The organism is Bradyrhizobium sp. UFLA05-108 (genome assembly GCF_059803455.1).
This window is the reverse complement of the sequence record NZ_JBANAZ010000017.1, coordinates 42,410-63,321: the sequence shown is the minus strand read 5'-3', so window position 1 is coordinate 63,321 and position 20,912 is coordinate 42,410. Positions and strand designations below refer to the sequence as shown.

The 20,912-nt window shown below is 63.3% G+C and carries 16 protein-coding genes; 10 read left to right on the top strand and 6 right to left on the bottom strand.

Annotation, left to right across the window (positions count from 1 at the left end; genetic code table 11):
• Positions 1–140: 140 nt before the first annotated feature.
• Together xylB and SO140_RS14985 are read right to left on the bottom strand one after the other, a co-directional pair.
• Complete coding sequence (gene xylB, locus SO140_RS14990) at positions 141–1,586, bottom strand: xylulokinase (protein WP_449378959.1); 1,446 nt, start codon at positions 1,584–1,586, stop codon at positions 141–143.
• Between the two features lie 38 nt (positions 1,587–1,624).
• Positions 1,625–2,341, bottom strand: coding sequence for a GntR family transcriptional regulator (locus SO140_RS14985; protein WP_449378960.1), 717 nt, complete (start codon positions 2,339–2,341; stop codon positions 1,625–1,627).
• A gap of 172 nt (positions 2,342–2,513) precedes the next feature.
• On the opposite strand from SO140_RS14985, the gene SO140_RS14980 reads away from it, so the two are divergent.
• The 7 genes from SO140_RS14980 to SO140_RS14950 all read left to right on the top strand — a co-directional run bounded on the left by SO140_RS14980 (position 2,514) and on the right by SO140_RS14950 (position 11,259).
• Positions 2,514–4,148, top strand: coding sequence for a sugar ABC transporter ATP-binding protein (locus SO140_RS14980; RefSeq protein WP_449378961.1), 1,635 nt, complete (start codon positions 2,514–2,516; stop codon positions 4,146–4,148).
• Positions 4,145–5,482: an ABC transporter permease gene (locus tag SO140_RS14975; RefSeq protein WP_449378962.1), complete on the top strand. Its 1,338-nt coding sequence runs from the start codon at positions 4,145–4,147 to the stop codon at positions 5,480–5,482. The genes SO140_RS14980 and SO140_RS14975 overlap by 4 nt, the downstream gene beginning before the upstream one ends.
• A 37-nt stretch (positions 5,483–5,519) precedes the next feature.
• Positions 5,520–6,443 (top strand): substrate-binding domain-containing protein, encoded by a 924-nt coding sequence (locus SO140_RS14970; RefSeq protein WP_449379007.1) that lies wholly within the window; start codon positions 5,520–5,522, stop codon positions 6,441–6,443.
• 146 nt (positions 6,444–6,589) lie between these two features.
• Entirely contained in the window at positions 6,590–7,042 is a 453-nt protein-coding gene (locus tag SO140_RS14965) for an RbsD/FucU family protein (RefSeq protein WP_449378963.1), read from the top strand.
• Positions 7,043–7,339: 297 nt separating this feature from the next.
• Positions 7,340–8,998: a type 2 periplasmic-binding domain-containing protein gene (locus tag SO140_RS14960; RefSeq protein ID WP_474799141.1), complete on the top strand. Its 1,659-nt coding sequence runs from the start codon at positions 7,340–7,342 to the stop codon at positions 8,996–8,998.
• A 98-nt stretch (positions 8,999–9,096) separates the two neighbouring features.
• Complete coding sequence (locus tag SO140_RS14955) at positions 9,097–10,212, top strand: carbohydrate ABC transporter permease (protein ID WP_449379008.1); 1,116 nt, start codon at positions 9,097–9,099, stop codon at positions 10,210–10,212.
• Between the two features lie 186 nt (positions 10,213–10,398).
• Positions 10,399–11,259 (top strand): carbohydrate ABC transporter permease, encoded by an 861-nt coding sequence (locus SO140_RS14950; protein ID WP_449379009.1) that lies wholly within the window; start codon positions 10,399–10,401, stop codon positions 11,257–11,259.
• Between the two features lie 15 nt (positions 11,260–11,274).
• Here the strand turns inward: SO140_RS14950 and SO140_RS14945 are convergent, their stop codons facing one another.
• The 3 genes from SO140_RS14945 to SO140_RS14935 form a co-directional block, all read right to left on the bottom strand.
• The gene (locus SO140_RS14945; protein WP_449378965.1) at positions 11,275–12,300 is read right to left on the bottom strand and encodes an aldo/keto reductase; all 1,026 of its coding nucleotides are present in this window, start codon (positions 12,298–12,300) and stop codon (positions 11,275–11,277) included.
• A 271-nt stretch (positions 12,301–12,571) separates the two neighbouring features.
• A complete protein-coding gene (locus tag SO140_RS14940; protein ID WP_449378966.1) occupies positions 12,572–14,377 on the bottom strand; it encodes an adenylate/guanylate cyclase domain-containing protein in 1,806 nt (601 codons plus the stop codon).
• 7 nt (positions 14,378–14,384) lie between these two features.
• Entirely contained in the window at positions 14,385–15,410 is a 1,026-nt protein-coding gene (locus tag SO140_RS14935; protein WP_474799144.1) for an ABC transporter substrate-binding protein, read from the bottom strand.
• A 427-nt stretch (positions 15,411–15,837) separates the two neighbouring features.
• On the opposite strand from SO140_RS14935, the gene SO140_RS14930 reads away from it, so the two are divergent.
• Together SO140_RS14930 and SO140_RS14925 are read left to right on the top strand one after the other, a co-directional pair.
• Positions 15,838–17,073 carry an SMP-30/gluconolactonase/LRE family protein gene (locus tag SO140_RS14930; RefSeq protein ID WP_449378968.1) on the top strand — a complete coding sequence of 412 codons (1,236 nt, stop codon included), beginning with the start codon at positions 15,838–15,840 and terminating at the stop codon, positions 17,071–17,073.
• Between the two features lie 104 nt (positions 17,074–17,177).
• Positions 17,178–18,278, top strand: coding sequence for an NAD(P)/FAD-dependent oxidoreductase (locus SO140_RS14925; protein WP_449378969.1), 1,101 nt, complete (start codon positions 17,178–17,180; stop codon positions 18,276–18,278).
• Positions 18,279–18,289: 11 nt separating this feature from the next.
• On the opposite strand, the gene SO140_RS14920 is transcribed toward SO140_RS14925, so the two are convergent.
• Complete coding sequence (locus tag SO140_RS14920) at positions 18,290–19,291, bottom strand: ribonuclease Z (protein ID WP_449378970.1); 1,002 nt, start codon at positions 19,289–19,291, stop codon at positions 18,290–18,292.
• Positions 19,292–19,651: 360 nt separating this feature from the next.
• On the opposite strand from SO140_RS14920, the gene SO140_RS14915 reads away from it, so the two are divergent.
• Positions 19,652–20,836 carry an ABC transporter substrate-binding protein gene (locus SO140_RS14915; protein WP_449379010.1) on the top strand — a complete coding sequence of 395 codons (1,185 nt, stop codon included), beginning with the start codon at positions 19,652–19,654 and terminating at the stop codon, positions 20,834–20,836.
• The last annotated feature ends 76 nt before the right edge of the window (positions 20,837–20,912 follow it).

Here is a 20,912-nt window from a genome sequence, read left to right as displayed (position 1 = left end):
CGTGCCTCCCGGCGCACAATGCGTTTCCCACCCGCGTCTCTTTCGTTGTTAGCGCGGTTCGACCATTAAACAAAAGGCGGCGGCGCAGGGCAATACCGAACCGACAATATCGAAGAGGTGCACATGCGGAACGCACGACGCTAATGGTGCGGCCGGTACAGCTCGCGCCATGCGGGCAGACGTTCGGCGTAGGCATCGGCGAGCGCCCGCTCGGGTTCAAAAGTCTCGACGCGCCGCGGCGACGTGCAGACGGCTGCGATCGCCTCGCCGGTGACAGCAAGGCGCCCCAATCTCGCCGCACCGAACGCGGCGCCGGTCTCGCCTGCTGCAAAGCGGTGGATCGGAATATTCAGCACGTTCGCCAGCACGGCGAGCCAGAAAGCGGACCGCGAGCCGCCGCCAATCACATCGGCCTCCGAAACTACGAGGCCGGCAGCCGCGAGCGCATCGCGGCAATCGGCCAGCGCAAACGCGACGCCTTCAAGAACCGCCTGCACGATATCAGCGCGATCGGTGCCGTGGCTCAGACCATCGAGCATGCCGCGCACATTGGGGTCGTCATGCGGCGTCCGCTCACCGGCAAGGTAAGGCAGGAAACTTATCGGCGACGGTGCCTGCGGGCATGCACCGAGCGGCGCCAGCAGCTCGGCCTCCGGGGCGCCGAGTAGCCGCGCCATCCAGGCAAGGCAGGACGCGGCCGACAGGATCGCGCCGGCCTGAATCCACATCGCGGGGATCGCATGCGCGAAGGTATGCACCACGCGATCCGGGTTCGCGGCAATCCTGTCGGTCGGCGTCAACAGCGCGCCGGATGTGCCCAGCGAGATGAACGCGGTTCCCGGACGGATCGCGCCGATGCCGACCGCACCGGCCGGGTTGTCGCCGGCACCCCCTGCGATCATCGGCCGTTTCACCATGCCCCAGCGTTCGCTGAGCTCGCGCGTCAGGCGCACCGATGGCGCACAGCCTTCGACCAGCCGCGGCATGTGCGCGCGTGACAGGCCCGTTGCGGCAAGGCCCTCATCCGACCAGGCGCGCCGCGCGACGTCGAGCCACAGCGATCCCGAGGCGTCAGAAACGTCCTCGATCGCCTCGCCCGTCAGCACCAGGCGCAGATAGGCCTTCGGCAGCAGCACGAGTTTTGTCGCCGCAAAGATCTCGGGCTCGTTCGCCGCGATCCACAAAAGCTTCGGCGCGGTGAAGCCGGGCATCGCCTTGTTGCCGGTCGTGGCGCGCAAGGTCGGCCAGCGCTCTTCAAGTTGACGGCACTCGGCTGCAGAGCGGCCATCATTCCAGAGAATGCAGGGGCGGAGCGGCTCGAGATTCGCGTCGAGCAGCGTGGCGCCATGCATCTGGCCGGACAGGCCGATGCCCTCGACCGCGGCCAGCTCGCGCGGATGATCCGCCTTCAGCTCATCCAACGTCGCAAACGCCGCCTCGATCCATTTCCGCGGATCCTGCTCGGAATAACCGGGTCGCGGCGAGGCCGTCGCGAGCGACCGGCTCGCGCTTGCGATCACGTGCTGGGTGTCGTCGACGAGGACCGTCTTGACCGCGGAGGTGCCGAGATCGATTCCGAGATACATGATGCTTTCGCCTGACGCGATGACGGCCGGTTAGACCTCTACTCGTCGAAAAAGCCGGGATGCTTGGCGACAAAGGATTGCAGCTCGCGCGAGACGCGGTCAAGATGATCCGCCATCTCACGCCTGGCCTGATCCGGCTTGTGGGCGGCAATCGCGCGATAGATCGCTTCGTGCTCGCGGAACGTCCCCTCGGGCCGCCCGGGCTCGGGAAGCAGAGTCCTGCGTACGCGCTCAAGATGAGTGCGGATCGGATCAAGCACCTCGCCAACCCGCGCAAGATTCAAGGTTTCGGTCATCTGGCGATGAAACCTGGTGTCGAGTTCATGAAAGCCTCCAAGATCACCGCTGGCGATGGCGGCTTTCTGATAGGCGAGATTCTGACCAAGCGCCGCGATCGCCTCGTCCGACATGTCGGCGGCACAGACCTCGACGACCTCCACCTCCAGCGCGCGACGCATCAGCATCCATTGCCGCACATCCTCAAGGTGAATCCGCGCGACATAGGAGCCGCGCTGCGGCTCGACCACGACGAGGCCTTCGAAGGCAAGCCGGTTGATCGCAGTCGTGATCGACAGCCGCGACACGTCGAAGGTCGCGCACCACTCATTCTTGTCGATTGGTGTTTCGGGCGCGAGTTGTCCCGATACGATCGCGCGCTTCAACGCGAGGTACGCCTGATCGACTTTCGACCCGCCTGCCCTGCGCCCTCGCGCTGCAACAGTTCCGCCGCCCCTGAACCCGCCGATTGAATGCATGCTTTGATCCCAGGCTGATTTTCACTTTTTCGGTTGGCGAAGTCCAATTGCGCGGACGAAGGCTTGACGAACGACGACTGATATAACTAGCATATCAGCAAAACAACAACCATCACCCCCTGCGGCTCAATGTTGGTCAAAGACTGAAGAGTCGGGGCTGGGAGGAGCAGCAATGGAAGCACGCGTCGGTGCTCTCGGAGCGCAGGATGAATCACGCGCGTCCTCCCGCGTGATCGAGCTTGGCGCTCGCGCCGGCGCGCCGAGCGGTCACGTCGCTCTCTCCGCCGAACAGGTCTCCAAGTCCTTCGCTGGAGTGAAGGCTCTCCACAATGTCGACTTCGATCTGCGCCCCGGCGAAGTGCACGCACTGATGGGCGAGAACGGCGCCGGCAAGAGCACTCTGATGAAGATCCTCGCCGGCGTGCACACGAGCTATGACGGCACCATTCAGGTCGAGGGCCAGGCGATGTCGTTCGCCGGCGTGCGCGACGCCGAGGAAGCCGGCGTCGCGATCATCCACCAGGAGCTCAATCTCGTCCCCGAGCTGAGCGTGGCCGACAACATCTTTCTTGGTCGCGAGCCACTGATCGCGGGCCTGCTGATCGATCGCCGCCGCATGGTCGAGGCGGCCGAGCGCCTGCTGGCCCGGCTGGGCGTGAGGCTCGACGCGGAGAGTCGCGTTGCCGACTTGCGTGTCGGCGAGCAGCAGCTGGTGGAAATCGCCAAGGCGCTGTCGCTCGATGCCCGTATCCTCATCATGGACGAGCCGACCTCGGCGCTGTCGTCGTCGGAATGCGAGACGCTGTTCAAGATCGTGCAACAGCTCGCAGCCGAGGGCGTCGCGGTCATCTACACCTCGCACCGCATCGAGGAGGTGCTCGAGCTCGCCGACCGCGTCACCGTGCTGCGCGACGGCAGGCGGGTGGTCACGGCCCCAATCGGCGAATTGTCGCGCGGCGCGATCATCTCGGCGATGGTCGGCCGCGACATGGCCGCAAGCGACCGCGGTGCGGCGGCGGCGGATGGCGCGGTCATCCTGTCGGTCAAGGACTTGACGCTCGACACGCTCAGTCCGCGCGGATGGCGCCGGATGCTGCACGGCGTCAGCTTCGAGCTCAGGCGCGGCGAGATTTTGGGTATCGGCGGCCTGCTCGGCTCCGGACGGACCGAGATTCTGGAATCCATCTTCGGCGTCGCGCGCGGCTGGTGCGGCGGCACCATCACGATCGACGATGAGACCGCCGACATCAACGCGCCGGCGGATGCCTATCGCCTCGGCCTTGCGCTCGTCAGCGAGGATCGCAAGGAGCGCGGCCTGCACCTTGCCGCCTCGATCTGCGACAACATCGCGCTGCCGTCGATCGGGGTATTGTCGCAATTCGGCCTGCGCTCCTTCGCACGCGAACGTGCATTGGCTCGCGAGATGGTCGGCCGGTTGTCGGTCCGCTGCACCGGCATTGGACAGGCGGCCGCAACGCTGTCGGGCGGCAACCAGCAGAAGGTCGTGATCGGCAAGTGGCTCGCCACCGAGCCGCGCATTCTGCTGCTCGACGAGCCAACCCGCGGCATCGACATCGGCGCGAAGCAGGAAATCTATCGCCTGATCTTCGATCTCGCCGCACAGGGCCTCGGCATCATCGTGGTGACCTCGGAAATGCCCGAACTTCTCTTGTTGTCCGACCGCATCCTCGTGATGTGCGAGGGACGGCAGACCGGCCTCCTGACGCGCGAGAATGCGACGCAGGAGGCGGTGATGCGCCTTGCCGCACCGGGCATGGCGGCGTGGTCGCAGGAAGAAGCATCATGAAGGCACTCAAACTCCTCTCGCAAACCAAGCTCTATTGGGGGTTGCTATTGATCTGCCTGATCGGCGCCCTCACCTCGCCGCACACCTCGTCCGGCAACAACATCTTCCTGTCCTACGGCAATCTCACCGACGTGCTCCGTCAGGTCTCGATCACCGGACTGGTCGCAACCGGCATGACCATGGTCATCCTGCTCGGTGGCATCGATCTGTCAGTCGGCTCCGTCATGGGTTTTTCGACGGTGATATGCGCAATGCTGCTCACCAAGCCGGGCTGGACGGCGGCCTCGGCGCTGGGCGTGCCGGCGGCCGTGCTCGTCTGCGGCGCGGCCGCCGCGCTGGCTGCGCGCTTCATATTCGCAGGCCTTGCCCGCGGCCGCGATGTCGGCGCCGGGCGGCGCCGCGACATCGCGCTGTCGCGCTGGCACAGCGTCGGCATTCCCACGCTGCTCGGCCTGATCGTCGCGATCGCGATCGCGTGGTGGACCGCGAGCCAGGTGGCCGGCAAGTTCGGCGTGCTCGGCGTGCTCCTGGTGGCGCCTTGCCTCGCATTGCTACTCGGAGCCCTCAACGGGCTCCTGATCGTCGCCGGCCGGATGCAGCCCTTCATCGTGACGCTCGCGATGATGGTCAGCGCACTCGGCATCGCACGATTGACCGCCGGATCGGACAATGCCGTTGTGCCGGTCTACACCGGCACGAACGCCACCGAGGCCTTCGAGCTGCTGCGCTCGATGCTCTGGGGCGTGCTGCCGGTGCCGAGCGTCTTCTTCCTGGCGGCGATCGTCCTGTTCGGCGCGATCCTGCGTTTCACGACGTTCGGCCGCTATGCGTATGCGATCGGCGGGAACGTCGAGGCTGCCAAGCTCTCGGGCATCAAGGTCGCCCAGGTCCAGCTTACGGCCTATCTTCTGTCCGGACTGCTCGCCGGAATCGCCGGCGTGCTGTTCGTCGCACAATACAGGCAAGGCAAGCCCGATGCCGGCGCAGGCCTCGAGCTCGACGCGATCGCTGCGGTGGTGATCGGCGGCACCAGCCTGATGGGCGGTCGTGGCGGCCTCGCCGGCACCTTCGTCGGCGTCCTGATCTTCGGGCTCCTGTCGGACATTCTTCAGCTTCAGAATATCGACTCCAACGTCCAGCTCCTGATGAAGGGCCTGATCATCGTCTGCACCGTGCTGGTGCAGGAACAGAATCTCGGCCAGCTCATCTCGCGATGGCGGTTCAACCGGTCGCGGGACGTCCATGCCGATCCGAAAACAGCCGAAGCCTATCGGCTGCCAAACGCCGCAAAGGCGCAAGCAAAAGCAAGGGAGGATCTCGATGAAGCGTCGTGAATTCTTGAAACTGTCGACCACCATGGCCGGTGCGGCCATGACCGTCTATCTGCCGGCCGGCTGGAGTCCTGCCAAAGCCGCGGGCAAGTGGAAGGTCGGCTTCAGCCAATGCACAACGCTCGAACCATGGCGCGTGCAGTTCAACAAGGACATCCAGGCCGAAGCGAAGAACCAGCCGGACGTCGACCTCGTCATCACCGACGGCCAGGACAAGACCGAGAAGCAGGTCGCCGACTGCGAAAACCTCATCGTGCAGCAGGTCAACGTACTCTTGATCTCGCCCAAGGAGTCCGCGGGACTGACCGGCGTCGTCGAGAAGGCGATCGACGCCAAGATTCCGGTCATCGTGCTCGACCGCAACGTCGACACCAAGCGCATCACCCAGTTCATCGGCGGCGACAATGTCGCGATCGGCAAAGCCGCCGGCGAGCACGCGGTGAAGCTGCTCGGCGGGCCAGGCAAGGCAACCGGCAACGTCGTCGAGATCTGGGGCGGCATGGGCACCCAGCCCGCGCATGACCGGCACGACGGCTTCCATGCCCACACCGACAAGGAGTCGGGCATCAAGTATCTGCTCAACAACCAGTCCGGCGACTGGAAGCAGGACAAGGCCTACAACATCATGACGACCGCGTTGCGCAACAACGAGAAGATCGACCTGGTCTACGGTCACAATGATCCGATGGCCTATGGTGCCTATCTCGCCGCCAAGGACGCCGGCCGCGACAAGGACATCAAGTTCATCATCGGCATCGACGGGCTGCCGGACGAAGGCGTCACCTGGGTCTCCAAGGGTCAGCTGACCGCGACGTTCCTCTATGCGACGCCCGGTGCCGAAGGCCTGCGGCAGGCGGTCAAGCTGCTCAAGGGCGAAAAGCTGGAGCCGGTCATCACGTTGCCGACGATGCTGATCACCAAGGAGAATGCCCCGGAGATCCTGAAGAAGAACGGGCTGCTCTGACCGGCTGGGGCTTTGAGCGCACCAACGGAGTCCGGTTCAAGCCGACTTGAACCGGACTGTGGACTTTACGTCGATATGGACGGCAGCGCCGTGACGTTGGATAGTCGTCAGCCTAAGAAACTGACCTATGTCCCGGGAGGCGTTGCATGCTGAAATCGATCGACCCGTTTCTAAATGCCGATGTTCTTTACGCGCTGCGGTCCATGGGACACGGCGACGACCTCGTGCTCTGCGACACCAATTTTCCGGCCGATGCGGTGGCGCGCCAGACCGTGCTGGGCAAGCTCATTCGCATCGACAATGTCACCACTGCACGCGCCGCGCGCGCGATCCTGTCGGTGCTGCCGCTCGACAGCTTTGTCGACAAACCGGCATCGCGCATGGAGATCGTCGGCCAGCCCAACGAGATTCCGCCCGTGCAGCGCGAGGTGCAGGCCGAAATCGACGCGGCGGAGGGGAAATCCTCCCCTATGGGCTCGATCGAGCGCTTCGCCTTCTACGAGCTCGCAAAAAAATCCTATTGCGTGATCCAGACCGGGGAGCGGCGCTTCTATGGCTGCTTCATCTTCAAGAAGGGCGTCATCCCGCCCGATGCTTGAGCTAACGAGGAAAGGGCTGCGCGGCACGTTCGGCATGAATATGACATCGAGATGATGTCGCGCGCGAGCATCCATCTTGCAGCGCGGCATCGCGAGAATTCTCTTCGTCATTTCTGATTGGTGGCAGGCGGCTTCAACTCCGCGTGCTTTCGTTGACATTGATGGGCGCCGCTGCATACTCGAACGCGGCATCAGTCACCCATCACGACGACACTGAAGTCCACGAGCCTCACGTCCTCGGTGTGCTTCGGCTACTCAGACTTCACATCAAGAAAGTCAACAAGGGAGGGTATCGCGATGAAACAGCAAGACTATGATTGGCTTTCCGCACTCCGTCCGAACCGGCGTACGGTGCTGAAGGGTGCGGCAAGCGCCGCAGCATTGGGCACGAGCGGAGCGCTCGGCACGTTCTCGGAGATTGCGCTAGCACAAAACAATCTTCGCGCGCAGATTGGGCAAATTCCAGGCGTGGGCAAGGGCTCGCCAACCGACGCCGACTGGCAGAAGGTCGGCGAGCTCTGCCTCGGCCCGACCAAGGCGAGCATCAAGGAAGGCGAGTTCAAGGGCGTCGAGCTCTCCTTCATGGGACTGAATAATCAGAACCTGCATAACCTCCTGTTCCGCGGCTTTCTCAAGCCGTGGGAGGCCTATACGGGCGCAAAAATCTCCTGGATCGATCTCGCTCAGGCCGACTACAACCCGCGACTCCAGCAGGCGATCGCGACCGGCACAGTCGATTTCGACATCCTGGAGATGGGCGCGCCGTTCGAAGGCGATGTCTGCGGCAAGGGCCTGGCGTCAGAGATGCCGGACTGGGTCAAGAAGCAGATCGATATCGATGATTATGTCGACTATCTGAAGCCGCCGGTCGGCACATGGAACGGCAAGACCTATCGCGTCACGATCGACGGCGACTGCCACAACTTCAACTATCGCACCGATGTGTTCTCGGACGCAGCGCTCGCCAAGGCCTGGAAGGAAGCCGGCAACACCGGCGAATGGGGCGTGCCAAAAACCTGGCAGCAAGTCCAGGCGGTGACGAAATTCCTCAAGGGAAAGAAGTTCAAGAACCAGAACGTCTACGGCTATCTCGATGCACCAAAACCCTGGGGCGGGTTCGGCTTCTATTTCCTCGGCAGCCGCGCCTCGGCCTATGCCAAGCATCCCGACGACAAGGCCTGGCTGTTCGACATCGACACGATGAAGCCGCGCATCAACAATCCGGCCTGGGTGCGCGCCATCCAGGACGTGATCGACGCGCTGCCATCCGAGCCGGCCGATCAGCTGAATGCCGACCCGAACACCACCGGCTTCCAGCAATTCCTGGCCGGCATCGGCTCGATGATCCCCTGGTGGGGCGACATCGGCCAGGTGGCGAAGGCGAGCGACACCTCGGTGATCGGCGACGTCGTCGGCTTCGACATCCTGCCCGGCTCGGACGATGTCTACAACGCCAAGACCGGCCAGTGGGACAAGCTTGCGAGCGGTCCGAACCATGCCCCGAACTGCGCCTATCTCGGCTGGGGCATCTATGTGATGGCGCGTGTCAATGGTGACGAGAAGAAGCACAAGGCCGCCTGGAGCGCAGCCGCGCATCTCGGCGGCAAGGACCTCTCGTTCTGGATGGTGCTGTACCCGTCGGGCTTCCAGGCCCACCGGACCAGCCACTTCCAATACGATGAGTGGGTGGCCGCGGGCTACGATCGCAAGTACATCACGTCCTACCTGAACTCGCAGCTCGGCTCCTACAACCACCCGAACCGCGCCGTGGAGCCGCGCATTCCCGGCATCTTCCAGTACTACAGCATTGCGGAAGACGAGCTGACGAAGATCTTCGCTGGCAAGGTCGACGCGCAGACCGGGGCGAACAACATCGCGGCGGCCTGGGAGAAGCTGACCGACCAGATCGGGCGCGAACGGCAGATCGGGCTCTATAAGGCCTCGCTCGGCGTGTAGCGCGCCCACGCAAGATCATCTACCCTCGGCTGGCGCCCCACGGCGCCAGCCGAAAACTTGCCCGGCGCCGGAACCGGCACTGAATGCGACTGATCTCGATGCAGAATTCCGTACCCGTTAGCGATGCGCACCACCAGCCGGCGACGAAGCGCGCTCCCGGCAGCAGGAAAGCCGCCGGCCGCGCGCTGGTTCTGCTGGCCTCGCTCGGCTTCCTGCTCGTCGTCCTCATTCAGGTCTTGCACACGACCGGCACAATTACGGCCGGATTTTCCGATTGGCGGCCGATCCTCATCGCTTATCTCGTCTGGGCCGTCGCTTTTGGCGTCGGACAAATTTTGACCCGTGGCGAGCGTGGCCAGCGCGCGCTGTTCCTGCTGCCGGCGGTGTTCTTCACCGTCGCCGTCGTGATCTTCCCGACGATCTTCGGGATCTACATCGCCTCACTCGACTGGAATCTCAGCTCGATCGAGGGCCCGCGCTTTTCCGGCTTCGACAATCTGAAGGGAATGCTGAACGACACCTACTACTGGAATGCGCTCGGCAACATGGTCTTTTATACCGTCGCGGTGCTCGGCGAGTACGCGATCGCGTTCGGCCTGGCGCTCTTGCTCAGTGCCGAGATCCGCGCGAGAAAATTCTTCCGCGTGGTCTTCCTGTTGCCGATGATGCTCAGCCCCGTCGCAGTGAGCTGGATGATCGGCAAATCGCTGCTGGAATATCGCTTCGGCCCGGCGGCGACGCTGGCGCGCTATCTCGGCTGGGACAACCCGGCATTCTTCGCTTCGCCCTGGATGGCGCGCTTCAGCATCCAGGCGATGGACGCCTGGGTCTCGATCCCCTTCATCATGATCATCCTGCTCGCAGGCCTGCAAGCGATGCCGAAGGAGGTGCAGGAAGCGGCCAAGGTCGACGGCGCAAATGGCTGGCAGTCGTTCTGGCACGTCACCTTCCCGATCATGCTGCCGGTCAGCATCACGGTCCTGATCATCCGTATCATCTTCAAGCTGAAGCTCGCCGACATCGTGATCAACGTGACAGCCGGCGGCCCCGGCGGCGCGACCGACACGGTGTCGAGCTTCATCTACCGCGTCTACCGCGACCGCTCGAACGTCGGATACGGCACGGCGCTCGCCATGGTCTATCTGCTGCTGATCATCGTGCTGCTGACGCTGATGTTGCGCCTTTCGAGGCGCTGGACGCAGAAGGTGGTCTAAAGCGATGAGATTAAGAAGAATCATCATCGCGCTTCAGGTTGTTGTTTTGGCATGATCTTTTCGGAAAACCGCTGCACACTTTTCCGGATCATGCTTTAGGTTCGAAACGGAGTTACACGCTTGTCCATGTCGATCGCGACATCGAAACCCGTTCCAAGACATCCCGCTGGGCCACGTGCCAAGCGCATGCTCGGCCGCACGCTGATCTACGCCGCATTGCTGCTCTGGACCTTCATCTGCCTTTTTCCGATCTACTGGACCGTCACGACCTCGTTCAAATCGGCGGTCGATGTGACGCAGGCGCACCTGATTCCCTGGGTCGATTTCCAGCCGGACTGGAAAGGCTGGCGCTCGCTCGGTCTGTCGCCCGATACGCTGTTCGGGACCTCGACCGCGCGCTCCGAATTCATGAACCGTTTCGTCAACAGCATCCTCACTTCGGTCGGCGCATCGCTGCTGGCGCTCGTGCTCGGATCGCTCGCCGCTTACGGTTTGAGCCGCTTTCGCTACAAGTTCGCCTGGATGCGCAATGACGACATCCTGTTCTTCTTCATGTCGCAGCTGATCCTGCCGCCGGTGGTGCTCGCGCTGCCGTTCCTCGTGCTCTACAAGGCCCTGGCGCTGCTCGACACGACGTTTGGCCTGATCCTGCTCTACACGCTGACTGTGCTGCCGATCGTCATCTGGATCATGCGTGACCAGTTCAACGCGATTCCGATCGAGCTCGATGAGGCCGCCTTCGTGGACGGCTTGTCGACCTGGGGCGCGTTCCTGCGCATCATCTTGCCGCTCGCGGTGCCCGGCATGGTCGCCGCGTTCATCCTCTCGCTGGTGCTGTGCTGGAACGAATATTTCTTTGCCGCTCTACTCACCAGCACCGACGCGAAGACGCTGCCGGTGATGGTGGCGAGCCAGACCGGCTCGCAGGGCATCAACTGGTGGTCGATGGCGGCACTGTCGACGGCGGCGATCGCGCCGCTCGTCGTGGTCGGCATCTTCCTCGAACGCTACATCGTCAGCGGCCTGACGACGGGCGCTGGAAAATAGCGGCTATCAACGCGCTCACGCGGGCACCGGCGCATCCGCGTCGAGCAGGCGCGCAGACTTCAGATCGGCCCAGAGCGCGCTCGGCACCTTGGTCGTAAGCGCTGCCACGTTGCGCTCGACTTCCTCTGGACTATGCGCCCCCAGCACCACGCTCGCTACCGCCGGATGGCCGAGCGCGAATTGCACGGCGGCCGTCGGCAGCGCGACGCCATGGGTCTCGCAAACGCGCTGGATCTCGGCGACCTTCGCCATGATCTCCGGCGGCGCATCCTGATAGTTGTACTTGGCGCCCTTGACCGCACCGGTGGCGAGAATGCCCGAATTGAAGACGCCGCCGAGCAGCACGGCAATTCCCTGGTCAAGCGCCAGCGGCAAGAATTCCTTCAGCGCCGGCTGCTCGAGCAGCGAATAACGCCCGGCCAGCAGCATCACGTCGAACGTGCCGGCTTTGGCAAAGCGCACACACATGTCGGCTTCGTTCACGCCGATCCCTATGCCCGCGACCACACCCTCCGCGCGGAGCTTGTCCAGCGCAACATAAGCGCCGGACATCGCCTCGCGAAACCGGTCCTCGATCGCGGCAGCACCGTGCGTCCAGACGTCGACGTCGTGGATCAGCAGCAGGTCGATCCGGTCGGTGCCGAGCCGCAGCAGCGACTGCTCAACCGACCGCATCGTGCCGTCATAGGAATAGTCGACCACGGGGCGGTGCGGCTGCCCGCCAACAAAGCCCGCCCGATTTTCCGGCTGGCGAAACGGGTCCATCCAGCGACCGACCTTGGTGCAGAGGATGACGTCCTCGCGGGCCACGCGCCGCAGCGCGGTGCCGCAGCGGTGCTCCGACAGCCCGTAGCCATAGAGCGGGGAAGTGTCGAGCAGATTGACGCCAAGCTCGAACGCCCGCTCCGCGGCGGCGATCGCCGTCTGGTCGTCAAGCCTGAGGAAAAGGTCGCCCAGCGGCGCGGTCCCGAAGCCGAGGACTGACACGTCAAGCCCAGCCCGGCCAAGGGTGCGGCGCGGTAGTACTGATTGTGAACCCATGGTGGATGTTGCTCTTTTCTGCGCGGCTTTGCGCCGGTCTCATGTTCGGTCGCGTGCAGCGTATGACTTTGTCGCCGTGTGTCAACGCGCACGAGCGCACGTCACGCGAGAATTCAACTCCGAATTCGTCGGCGTTTCCTGCGAACGCTCTGTCGTCAGCGGATCGACGACGGGCGTGGGAAAGTGGGACGGAGCGGCGAGAGCGACGATGCAACAACACATCGCTCACTCCGACCGCCTGCGCGGCCTCGCTGTGTCGAAGACGCCGGTCTCACAAGGCTTCGATTTCAAGTGGGCGCGGCCTGGAATCCGGACGCGCCAAGGGCATATTGCCCTGGGCAACGGCAAACATCTCCATGGGCTGATCGTAGCCCTTGATAGTTTGCTTGCCGATCGAGACAAGGGTGATGGCATCCCTGACTTTTTCTGCGACGGCTGTGTCGGTCAGGATTTGCGTATCTTTTGCCAGCCCGCATAGCCGAGACGCCAGGTTGACGACATTGCCGAGGGCCGTGTAGTCGAGCCGTCCCTCATAGCCGACGGTTCCGACCGTCGCCGTTCCCATTGCGATACCGACGCCGAAGCCAATCGCGTGACCGGCGGCGCACCATTTTCCGGCAATCGACTGCACCGCGACCTGCAGATCGATCGCGAGCTGAACAGCGTGGTTTGCGGGCTTGTCGCAGGCAACCGGCGCGTTGACGAGAAGCATCACACCGTCTCCGGCGAAGCGGATCAACGTGGCCTCGTGGCGAGTCGTGACAGCTCCCACTGCCGCATAGTATTCGCGCAGGACGGCCATGATGACGTCCGGTTCGGCGCGCGCGGCGAATGCCGTGAAGCCACGCAAGTCACCGAAAACCACGACGACTTCACGCCGCTGTCCTTCGAGCAGTTCGGCGGAATGTTCGACGAGTTCGGCAACTTGGGGCGCAAGAAATTGCTTCAGCCGGTCTATGCGGACGGATTTCTGCTGCGAGATCGCCAGCTCCGACGCCATCTCGTTGAAACGGACCGCCAATTGCTCCAATTCGTCACGACTGGAAATCCCAATGCGGTGGTCGAAATGTCCGGTACCGATCCGCTCGACGCCCTCCTCCAATTGCTTGATCGGACCGGACATCCGGTGGGCCCGCCAGTAGGCCAGCGCGAGCGCGATCAGCACACCGAACGCAATCAGAAGCGACGAGCGCCACAATGCCGCGCGGATCGGTGCGAATGCCTCCAGGACCGGCTGCATCGCAATCACCGTCCAGCCGATATCGGGTGCATGCACCGAGAGTGCGACGACGGGATTACCTTTGTCTCCCGAGATGACGGCACCACTACTCGTGGTGCCAACGAGCTGCTTGATCCGGCCGAAATCAACGGAACCGGCACGGCCGCGCAGGACCAGGCTGATGTCTGGATGGGCGATCAGCTGCCCGGAATCGTCGACGATCATGGCATAGCCGGTCTGACCGATCCTTATCGCGGCAATAACGTCCCAGATCAGCTTCAGGTTGACCTCGGCGATGGCAACCCCAGCGGCCGGAAGGTTTCCGGCGACCGCGATCCTCATATATGGCTCGGACTCGTGCTGATACTGGATGGGACCGTACCAGAGCTTGTTGGCGCGCGCGCCGATCACTGCGGGATCCGCGGATAGGTCGATCCCTCGGCCGGTCTTGTTTAAACGCAGCCTGGACACAAAAACGCGCTCGGTCCCGCTCTCGTCGAGCAGCGAGACGGAGACGATTGCCGGCACCTGCTGCAACAGACGCAACGCGTCGATCCTGTGCCGGTCATCGTCTCCCTGTGCCCACGGAAATTGCACGACCCAGCCCAATTGATCGCTTATTTCATCCGTGAAGGCCTCTATCCTGCCCGCCGCACCACGAGCCTCGGCCTGCAGAACCTCGCTGATATGGCGGCGCTGGTCGCGATAGCCGAACGATGCTTCGATCACCGCCCCAAGGATGAGAGGCACGACGGCTGCCACGAACAGGGTCGCGAAGTACTTGCAAAACAGAGAGCGGTGCGGCCGCTTCGCGTCGCCACGGACAGTCAACGAAGATTGTGCAACGAATTTTGACATAGCGATCTCAGGCAATCACCTTGTTGGCGCGAAACAGGATTGAAGATGTATCCAGCTCTACGCCAAGGTGCCGAGCCGTCTTCAGATTGATCACCAGTTCGAACTTTTCGGGCCGGATGACGGGAAGAACGGCAGGATCTTCGCCGCGCAGGATCCGGTCGGCGTAATTTGCAAGCCACCGATAGGTCGCGCGCTGGTTGGCGCCGTAACTCAAAAGTCCGCCGGCCTCGCAATACTCGGACCAGCCGAACATCGAAGGGAGCCGCTGCGCCAGCGCGAACTCCGCGAGTGTCGTCCGATCAACCATTGTCACAACATCGGGAAACACGAGGATGGCGTCGGCTTCCGAGCCAGCCGCAACCTCGAGCGCATTGTTAAGCTCGCGCGCGCCGGAGAAGGGAATATAGACCGGCAGGATGTCCAGCCCTGCGCATGTCTGTTGGGTCGCGCGCCACTCCGAGGGTTCCCCCGGATGGTCCGTGTTCGAGAGAACGGCGAGCCTGCGAATTCTGGGATAGATATCCTTGAGCAGCTCAACGCGCTTTCCCGCTAGCTCAAGCGAGAGGAACGTGCTGCCGGTGAAATTGGTGCCAGGTTGCGCCAGGCTTTTGACCACCCCCAAAGCCACCGGGTCGCCGCTGAGAGCAAACAGGATGGGGATGTCCTTGACGGTAGCCATGGCACGCGTTGCCGGGCCACTGGAAACCGCAAGGTCGACCTCACCGCGTCTCAGTTGCGAAATGATCTGGCGCAGAGCCGAAGGAGTTCCATAGTGCTTCTCGAGGGTGACGTTCTTGCCTTCGACATAACCCAGGGCGCCCAGCCCCTCGCGAAAACCGTCCAGGAACGGATCCGGTTCGGAGCCCGTGGAGATCCAGAGGATGCGATAGACCTTCCGTGCCTCTTGCGCGCGCGCAATCGCAGGACAAGCTACTGCGCCGGCGACAAGCCGAATAAAGTCCCTTCGTTTCATGGCGACCACCGCTACGACCAAGCTGTACGGAACAGGCCATCCAGTGGTCTTAATTTGCACTTGGACTTCCAAGGTCCGCCGTGGCTAGGGGACCGACAGGGGTATTGATCCCAGTTCTCTCGCGCCCTGGATGCTGAACTGCCAAAGGAGCGATCTCTGTCGTTAGTCGATAGAACCGTCCCAAGAGACTGGCCGTTCATGTATTTTTGGCTTTAGAAGCGCTTGATTTTTTCTTGAGGTCGGTATTTCCCGGAACCAACACGTCAATAAGGCTTACTCGCTCTCTCGCGTGCCTACCGGTGCACAAATGTCTCGCCGACGGTGCGAATTCACCGACGAAAATCGTTCGCATCAATGTCATGCTGCATTTCACGCCCGTTGATCATGAAGGAGAACGGCCGCACTCGTAACTCGAGGCCGGTCGGACTAACCTGCGGCCGCTCGGCCGGAATCAACCGGCCGGCGGAACCCCCACCCGGAGGAAGCGATGACACGCCAACTGTGCGATTCCGAGCAGCGCGATCCAGACACCACGCTTTCACGACGATCACTCGTCCAAGGCCTTGCGATCGCTGCAGGCGCAACGATGACGGGTGCCGGCGCCGCACTGGCGCAGAACGCGCCGGCGGCACCGCCGACGACGATCACAAATCCGCCCCGTGACTTCAGCTCGCGTGGCGCGCCGACCACCTATTTCTGGGACCCCGACATCATCGCGGTCGATCCGTCCTTCAACGACCTCGCGCAACCGAACACGGCGATCAAGCGGCTTCATACCGGACTGCTCTGGGCCGAAGGGCCGGCGTGGAACTCGCAAGGCCGCTACCTCCTGTGGAGCGACATTCCCAACAACCGGCAGATGCGCTGGAGCGAGGATGATGGTCATGTCAGCGTATTCCGCACGCCGTCCAACTACAGCAACGGCAACTCCTTCGACTTCCAGGGCCGCCAGCTCTCCTGCGAGCATCTGACCCGTCGCGTCACCCGCTACGAGCATGACGGTACCGCCACGGTGCTCGCCGACTCCTATCAGGGCAAGAAGCTGAACTCGCCGAACGACATCGTCGCGCATCCCGACGGCAGCTACTGGTTCACCGACCCCCCCTATGGCGGCCAGCTCTATGAGGGCGAGCCGGATGGTCCGGGCGGTCCGAGCAACGCCGCCGGCAAGCTCAATCCGCGGATCGGCCAGCCGGCCGGCTTCGCGCCGGGCAAGCGCGAGCTGCCGACCAATTGCTATCGCATCGACCCCAGTGGCCGCATCGACCTCGTGGTCAGCGAGGACCAGGTGCCCGATCCCAACGGTCTCTGCTTCTCGCCCGACTTCAAGAAGCTCTACGTCGTCTCGACCGGCAAGGGTCCAGGCGATACGGGCGCCGGTGGCAAGGGCGACGTGCACGTCTTCGACGTCGGCAGCGACAACAAGCTCTCCAATCAAAAGCTGTTCAGCGACTTCACGATCGACGGCGTGAAGTGCGGGCCGGACGGCGTGCGCTGTGACGTCAATGGCAATGTCTGGGCCTCCAGCAACGCCGGCCGCGCCGTCGGCTATAGCGGCGTGACGGTGTGGTCGCCGGAAGGCAAACTGCTCGGCCGCATCCGCCTGCCGGAGGTGTGCGGCAACGTGTGCTTTGGCGGCCCCAAGCGCAACCGCCTGTTCATGGCCGCGAGCCAGTCGCTCTACGCCGTGTACACAGCGACGCAAGGCGCCGGGCCGGGCTGAGACAGCGCGAGCCGGATCACGACGAGGCGCCGGCGTGCCCCGCCGGCGCCGAATTGTTTTGATAGTCGCCTTGGTGCGTGACGGGATTGCCAGGGAAAGACACCATGCGCGTTGTCATCTGCGGCGGCGGCGTGATCGGCGCCTGCGCCGCCTATTTCCTCAGCCGCCGCGGCGCCGAAGTCGTCGTCGTCGAGCGGACCGAAGTAGCCGCCGCGGCATCCGGCAAGGCCGGGGGATTCCTCGCGCTCGACTGGTGCGCCGGAACGCCGCTCGATGCGCTGGTGCGGCGCAGCTTTGCGCTCCACGCGCAACTACCGCACGAGATCACAGGCGATTGGGCCTACCGCCGCATGACCGCCTATGGCGGCTTCGTTGCCAGCGATGACGCGCAGCGTGACGCACCATCCGCGCTCGGCTGGCTGTCCAACGGCGTCGTCATCGCGCACCGGCTCGGCACGACGGATACGACGGCCATCGTTCATCCGCGCAAATTCACCTCGGCGATGATGAACGCGGCGCTCGCGCAAGGCGCCGAGCTGCGCCGGGGACGTGTCAACGGCGTCGCGCGCGATGCGGGCGGAACGACCGTGAAGGGCGTCGAGATCGATGGCGGCGTCGTCGAGGCGGATGCCGTTGTCATCGCCATGGGACCATGGTCGCTGCTGGCGACCCAATGGATGCGACTGCCCGCCGTGTACGGGCAGCGAAGTCCAAGCATCGTGTACGACACCGGCACGGACGTTCCGGCCGATGCATTATTCCTGGAGTATGAGCAAAACGGCAGCACAATATCGATCGAGGTTTTTCCGCGCGCGGACGGCAGCACCCTGATCACAGCGTTCTCTGACGTCGCGCCGCTACCGGTTGACCCCGCGGCCGTAACGCCGGATCAGGATGCGATCGATCGCCTGCAAGCGATCGCTGAACGGTTGTCACCGCTGTTTCGCAGTGAGAGGATCATTACCCGGCAGGCCTGCTTCCGTCCGGTCACGCAGGACGGCCTGCCGCTGATCGGTGGCGTGCCGAACAGCGAGGGACTCTACGTTGCGACCGGACATAATGTCTGGGGCATCCTCAATGCGCCCGCAACCGGCGAAGCGATGGCAGAATTGATGACTGAGGGCGCAACGCGCAGCGTCGATCTGATGGCGTTCGATCCCGCCCGGCTTCGACCGCTCGATCCCTCGCTGCTGCAAGCACGTTGATCGCTAGATGCTCAGGCCGGCACAGATTGGCCGGAGAAAGCGGCCTCCGCCTCATCTCGCAGCCGGTCCGGCGTCTCCAGATAGCGCGGAGAATAATGAAACGTGGTCATCCGCTTCACGCCCGCCTCGCGTGCGAGGTAGCCGGCCTGCGCCGCCGTCAGGTGACGGCGCACAGATGCGAGTTGCGCGTCGTCGCCGGCGAAGGCTGCCTCGATGAACAGGTGATCGGCGCCGCGCGCGAGCGCGACGATCTTCTCCGCGTTGGCCGGAGTGAAGGCGGCGTCGGTCACGTAGGCGACGCGCTGCCCGGGCGCGAGCTTGAGCGCGTGCCGGGTCAGCTCGCCGAGCCGGATCGTCTGGCCGCTATCGACCACGATCAACGTGTCCGGCTGCGCGCCCATCCGCACCGCGCTCTTGGCCGCATTGAGCCACGGACCGACCTGAAGGCCGAGTTCGGCGAGGCCGGCTGTCCAGACATTGACGCGCAGGGTTTCCTGCAACGCAAACCCAAGGCAGGGAATCCCGTGATCGAGGGTTGTCGCCTCGATCCGTAGATCGCCGTCCGCAAACACCAGACCCGGCGCAACGGATGGCGCTTCAATCGGCGCGCTACGAAACTGCCGCCTCGCAGAGAAGCCTACCCAGTCGCCGAGCCGGCCGTCGCAGAATTCGGCCGCGGCGACCTCGAAATCCGGCGACTCCTCGTTCAGCAGATTCCAGCTATACGACGCCAGCTTGCCGGCGATGCCCGCGACGAGACCAGGCGGCCCGATCACGCGCAAACGGCCCGGCTGATGATGCCTGACCCGCAGCAACTGATCGAAGCCGGCAAAGTGATCCATGTGACGATGGCTGACGAAGACGTTGCTGATGCGCAGCAATTCCCGATTGGCCAGGGAAGATAGATCGCCAAGGTCGAACAACATGGCGCGCCGCCCGAACCTGAAATCGACCAGCACTCCGGGATCGGCGAATGGCTCGTTGACGAGGCGGCATTGAACGAGTTGAGCCATCAATAGGACCTTCCTGCGCAGCGCGACGTTATCCCGACGATGTCAGCCAGGCGACCGCCTTCGCGTCGATCGCTCGTTGTCGCGTCGCGGGCACACCGGCGCATGGCGGACGCGAACGCATGCCCGCCAGCGGATTCTGCATGACTGCAACGATCGTGGTGCACTCTATTTGCGCAGCGCTAGACTTTAGTCCGGCTCTCACAATCCTGAATGCAGTTTCACTTGCCGAGATTGTCGTCGCCGTTATAGTCGCGCCCAATAGCTCAAAAGAGGCTTGTTTAAGAGGAGAGAAACAGAATGAATAACATACTCCCTGGTGCATTGCGGATATTCCTCGGTGCGGCAGCATTCGGCGTGCTGATGACCGGATCAGGCGCGGCACTTGCAGCAGATCCCATCAAGATCGGTGTGATCGCGGAAGCGCAGGCGATCGCCGGCGCGTCGATCCCGCAGGCTGCGCAGCTTGCCGCCGACGAGATCAATGCCAAGGGTGGCGTCGACGGCCGCAAGATCGAGATCATCTCCTACGACAACCACTCCTCATCCGCGGACTCGGTGCGCGCATTCCAGCGCGCGGTCAACGAGGACAAGGTCAACGCCGTCATCGCAAGCTATATCAGCGAAGTGGTGCTGGCGCTGGAGCCCTGGGCTTCGCGCCTGAAGACGCCGTTCGTCACGCCGGGTGCCGCCTCCAACGAGATCAGCAAGAGCGTTCACGCCGACTACGAGAAGAACAAGTACACCTTCCACGGCTATCTGACCTCGGCTGCCCTGGCGCTCTCGGTCTGCGACGCCGCCAAGGACCTGTTGGTCGACAAGATGCACATGAAGTCGGCGGTCATCATGAGCGAGGACGCCGCCTGGACCAAGCCGCTCGACGTCGGCTACGAAGAGTGCCTGCCCAAGATCGGGCTGAAGGTGCTCGACCACATCCGCTTCTCGCCCGATACCACGGACTTCACGCCGATCTTCAACAAGATCGAGAGCGCCAAGCCCGACGTGATCATCACCGGCATCTCGCATGTCGGCGTACAGCCGACGGTGCAGTGGAAGAACCAGCAGGTGCCGATTCCAATGTTCGGCATCTCCTCGCAGGCGACCAACGAGACATTCGGCAAGGACACCAACCAGGCCGCCGAGGGCGTGCTCTACCAGGGCGTCTCCGGCCCCGGCGTGGCGGTGACACCGAAGTCGGTGCCGTTCGCGGACGGTTTCCGGAAGAAGTACGGCAACTATCCGTCCTATGCCGGCTACACCGCCTATGACGAGGTCTACTACATCGCCGACGCCGTGAAACGGGCGGGCTCGACCGATGCCGACAAGCTGGTCGACGCGCTGGAGAAGACCGATTGGGAAGGCACCATCGGCCGCGTCCAGTTCTATGGCAAGGACGATCCGTTCACCCACTCCATCAAATATGGCAAGGGCCTGATCACCGGCCTGATGCTGCAATGGCAGGACGGCAAGCAGATTGCGGTCTGGCCGAAGGACGTCGCCAAGACCGACGTCAAGTTCCCGAGTTTCATCAAGCTCACGACCAACTAGTCGGAACTGCTCCCGGGCCACCTCCCGGGAGCTTTCACATGCGGCGTACGCAGCACCTTCTCTCCAAAGAGGCAGT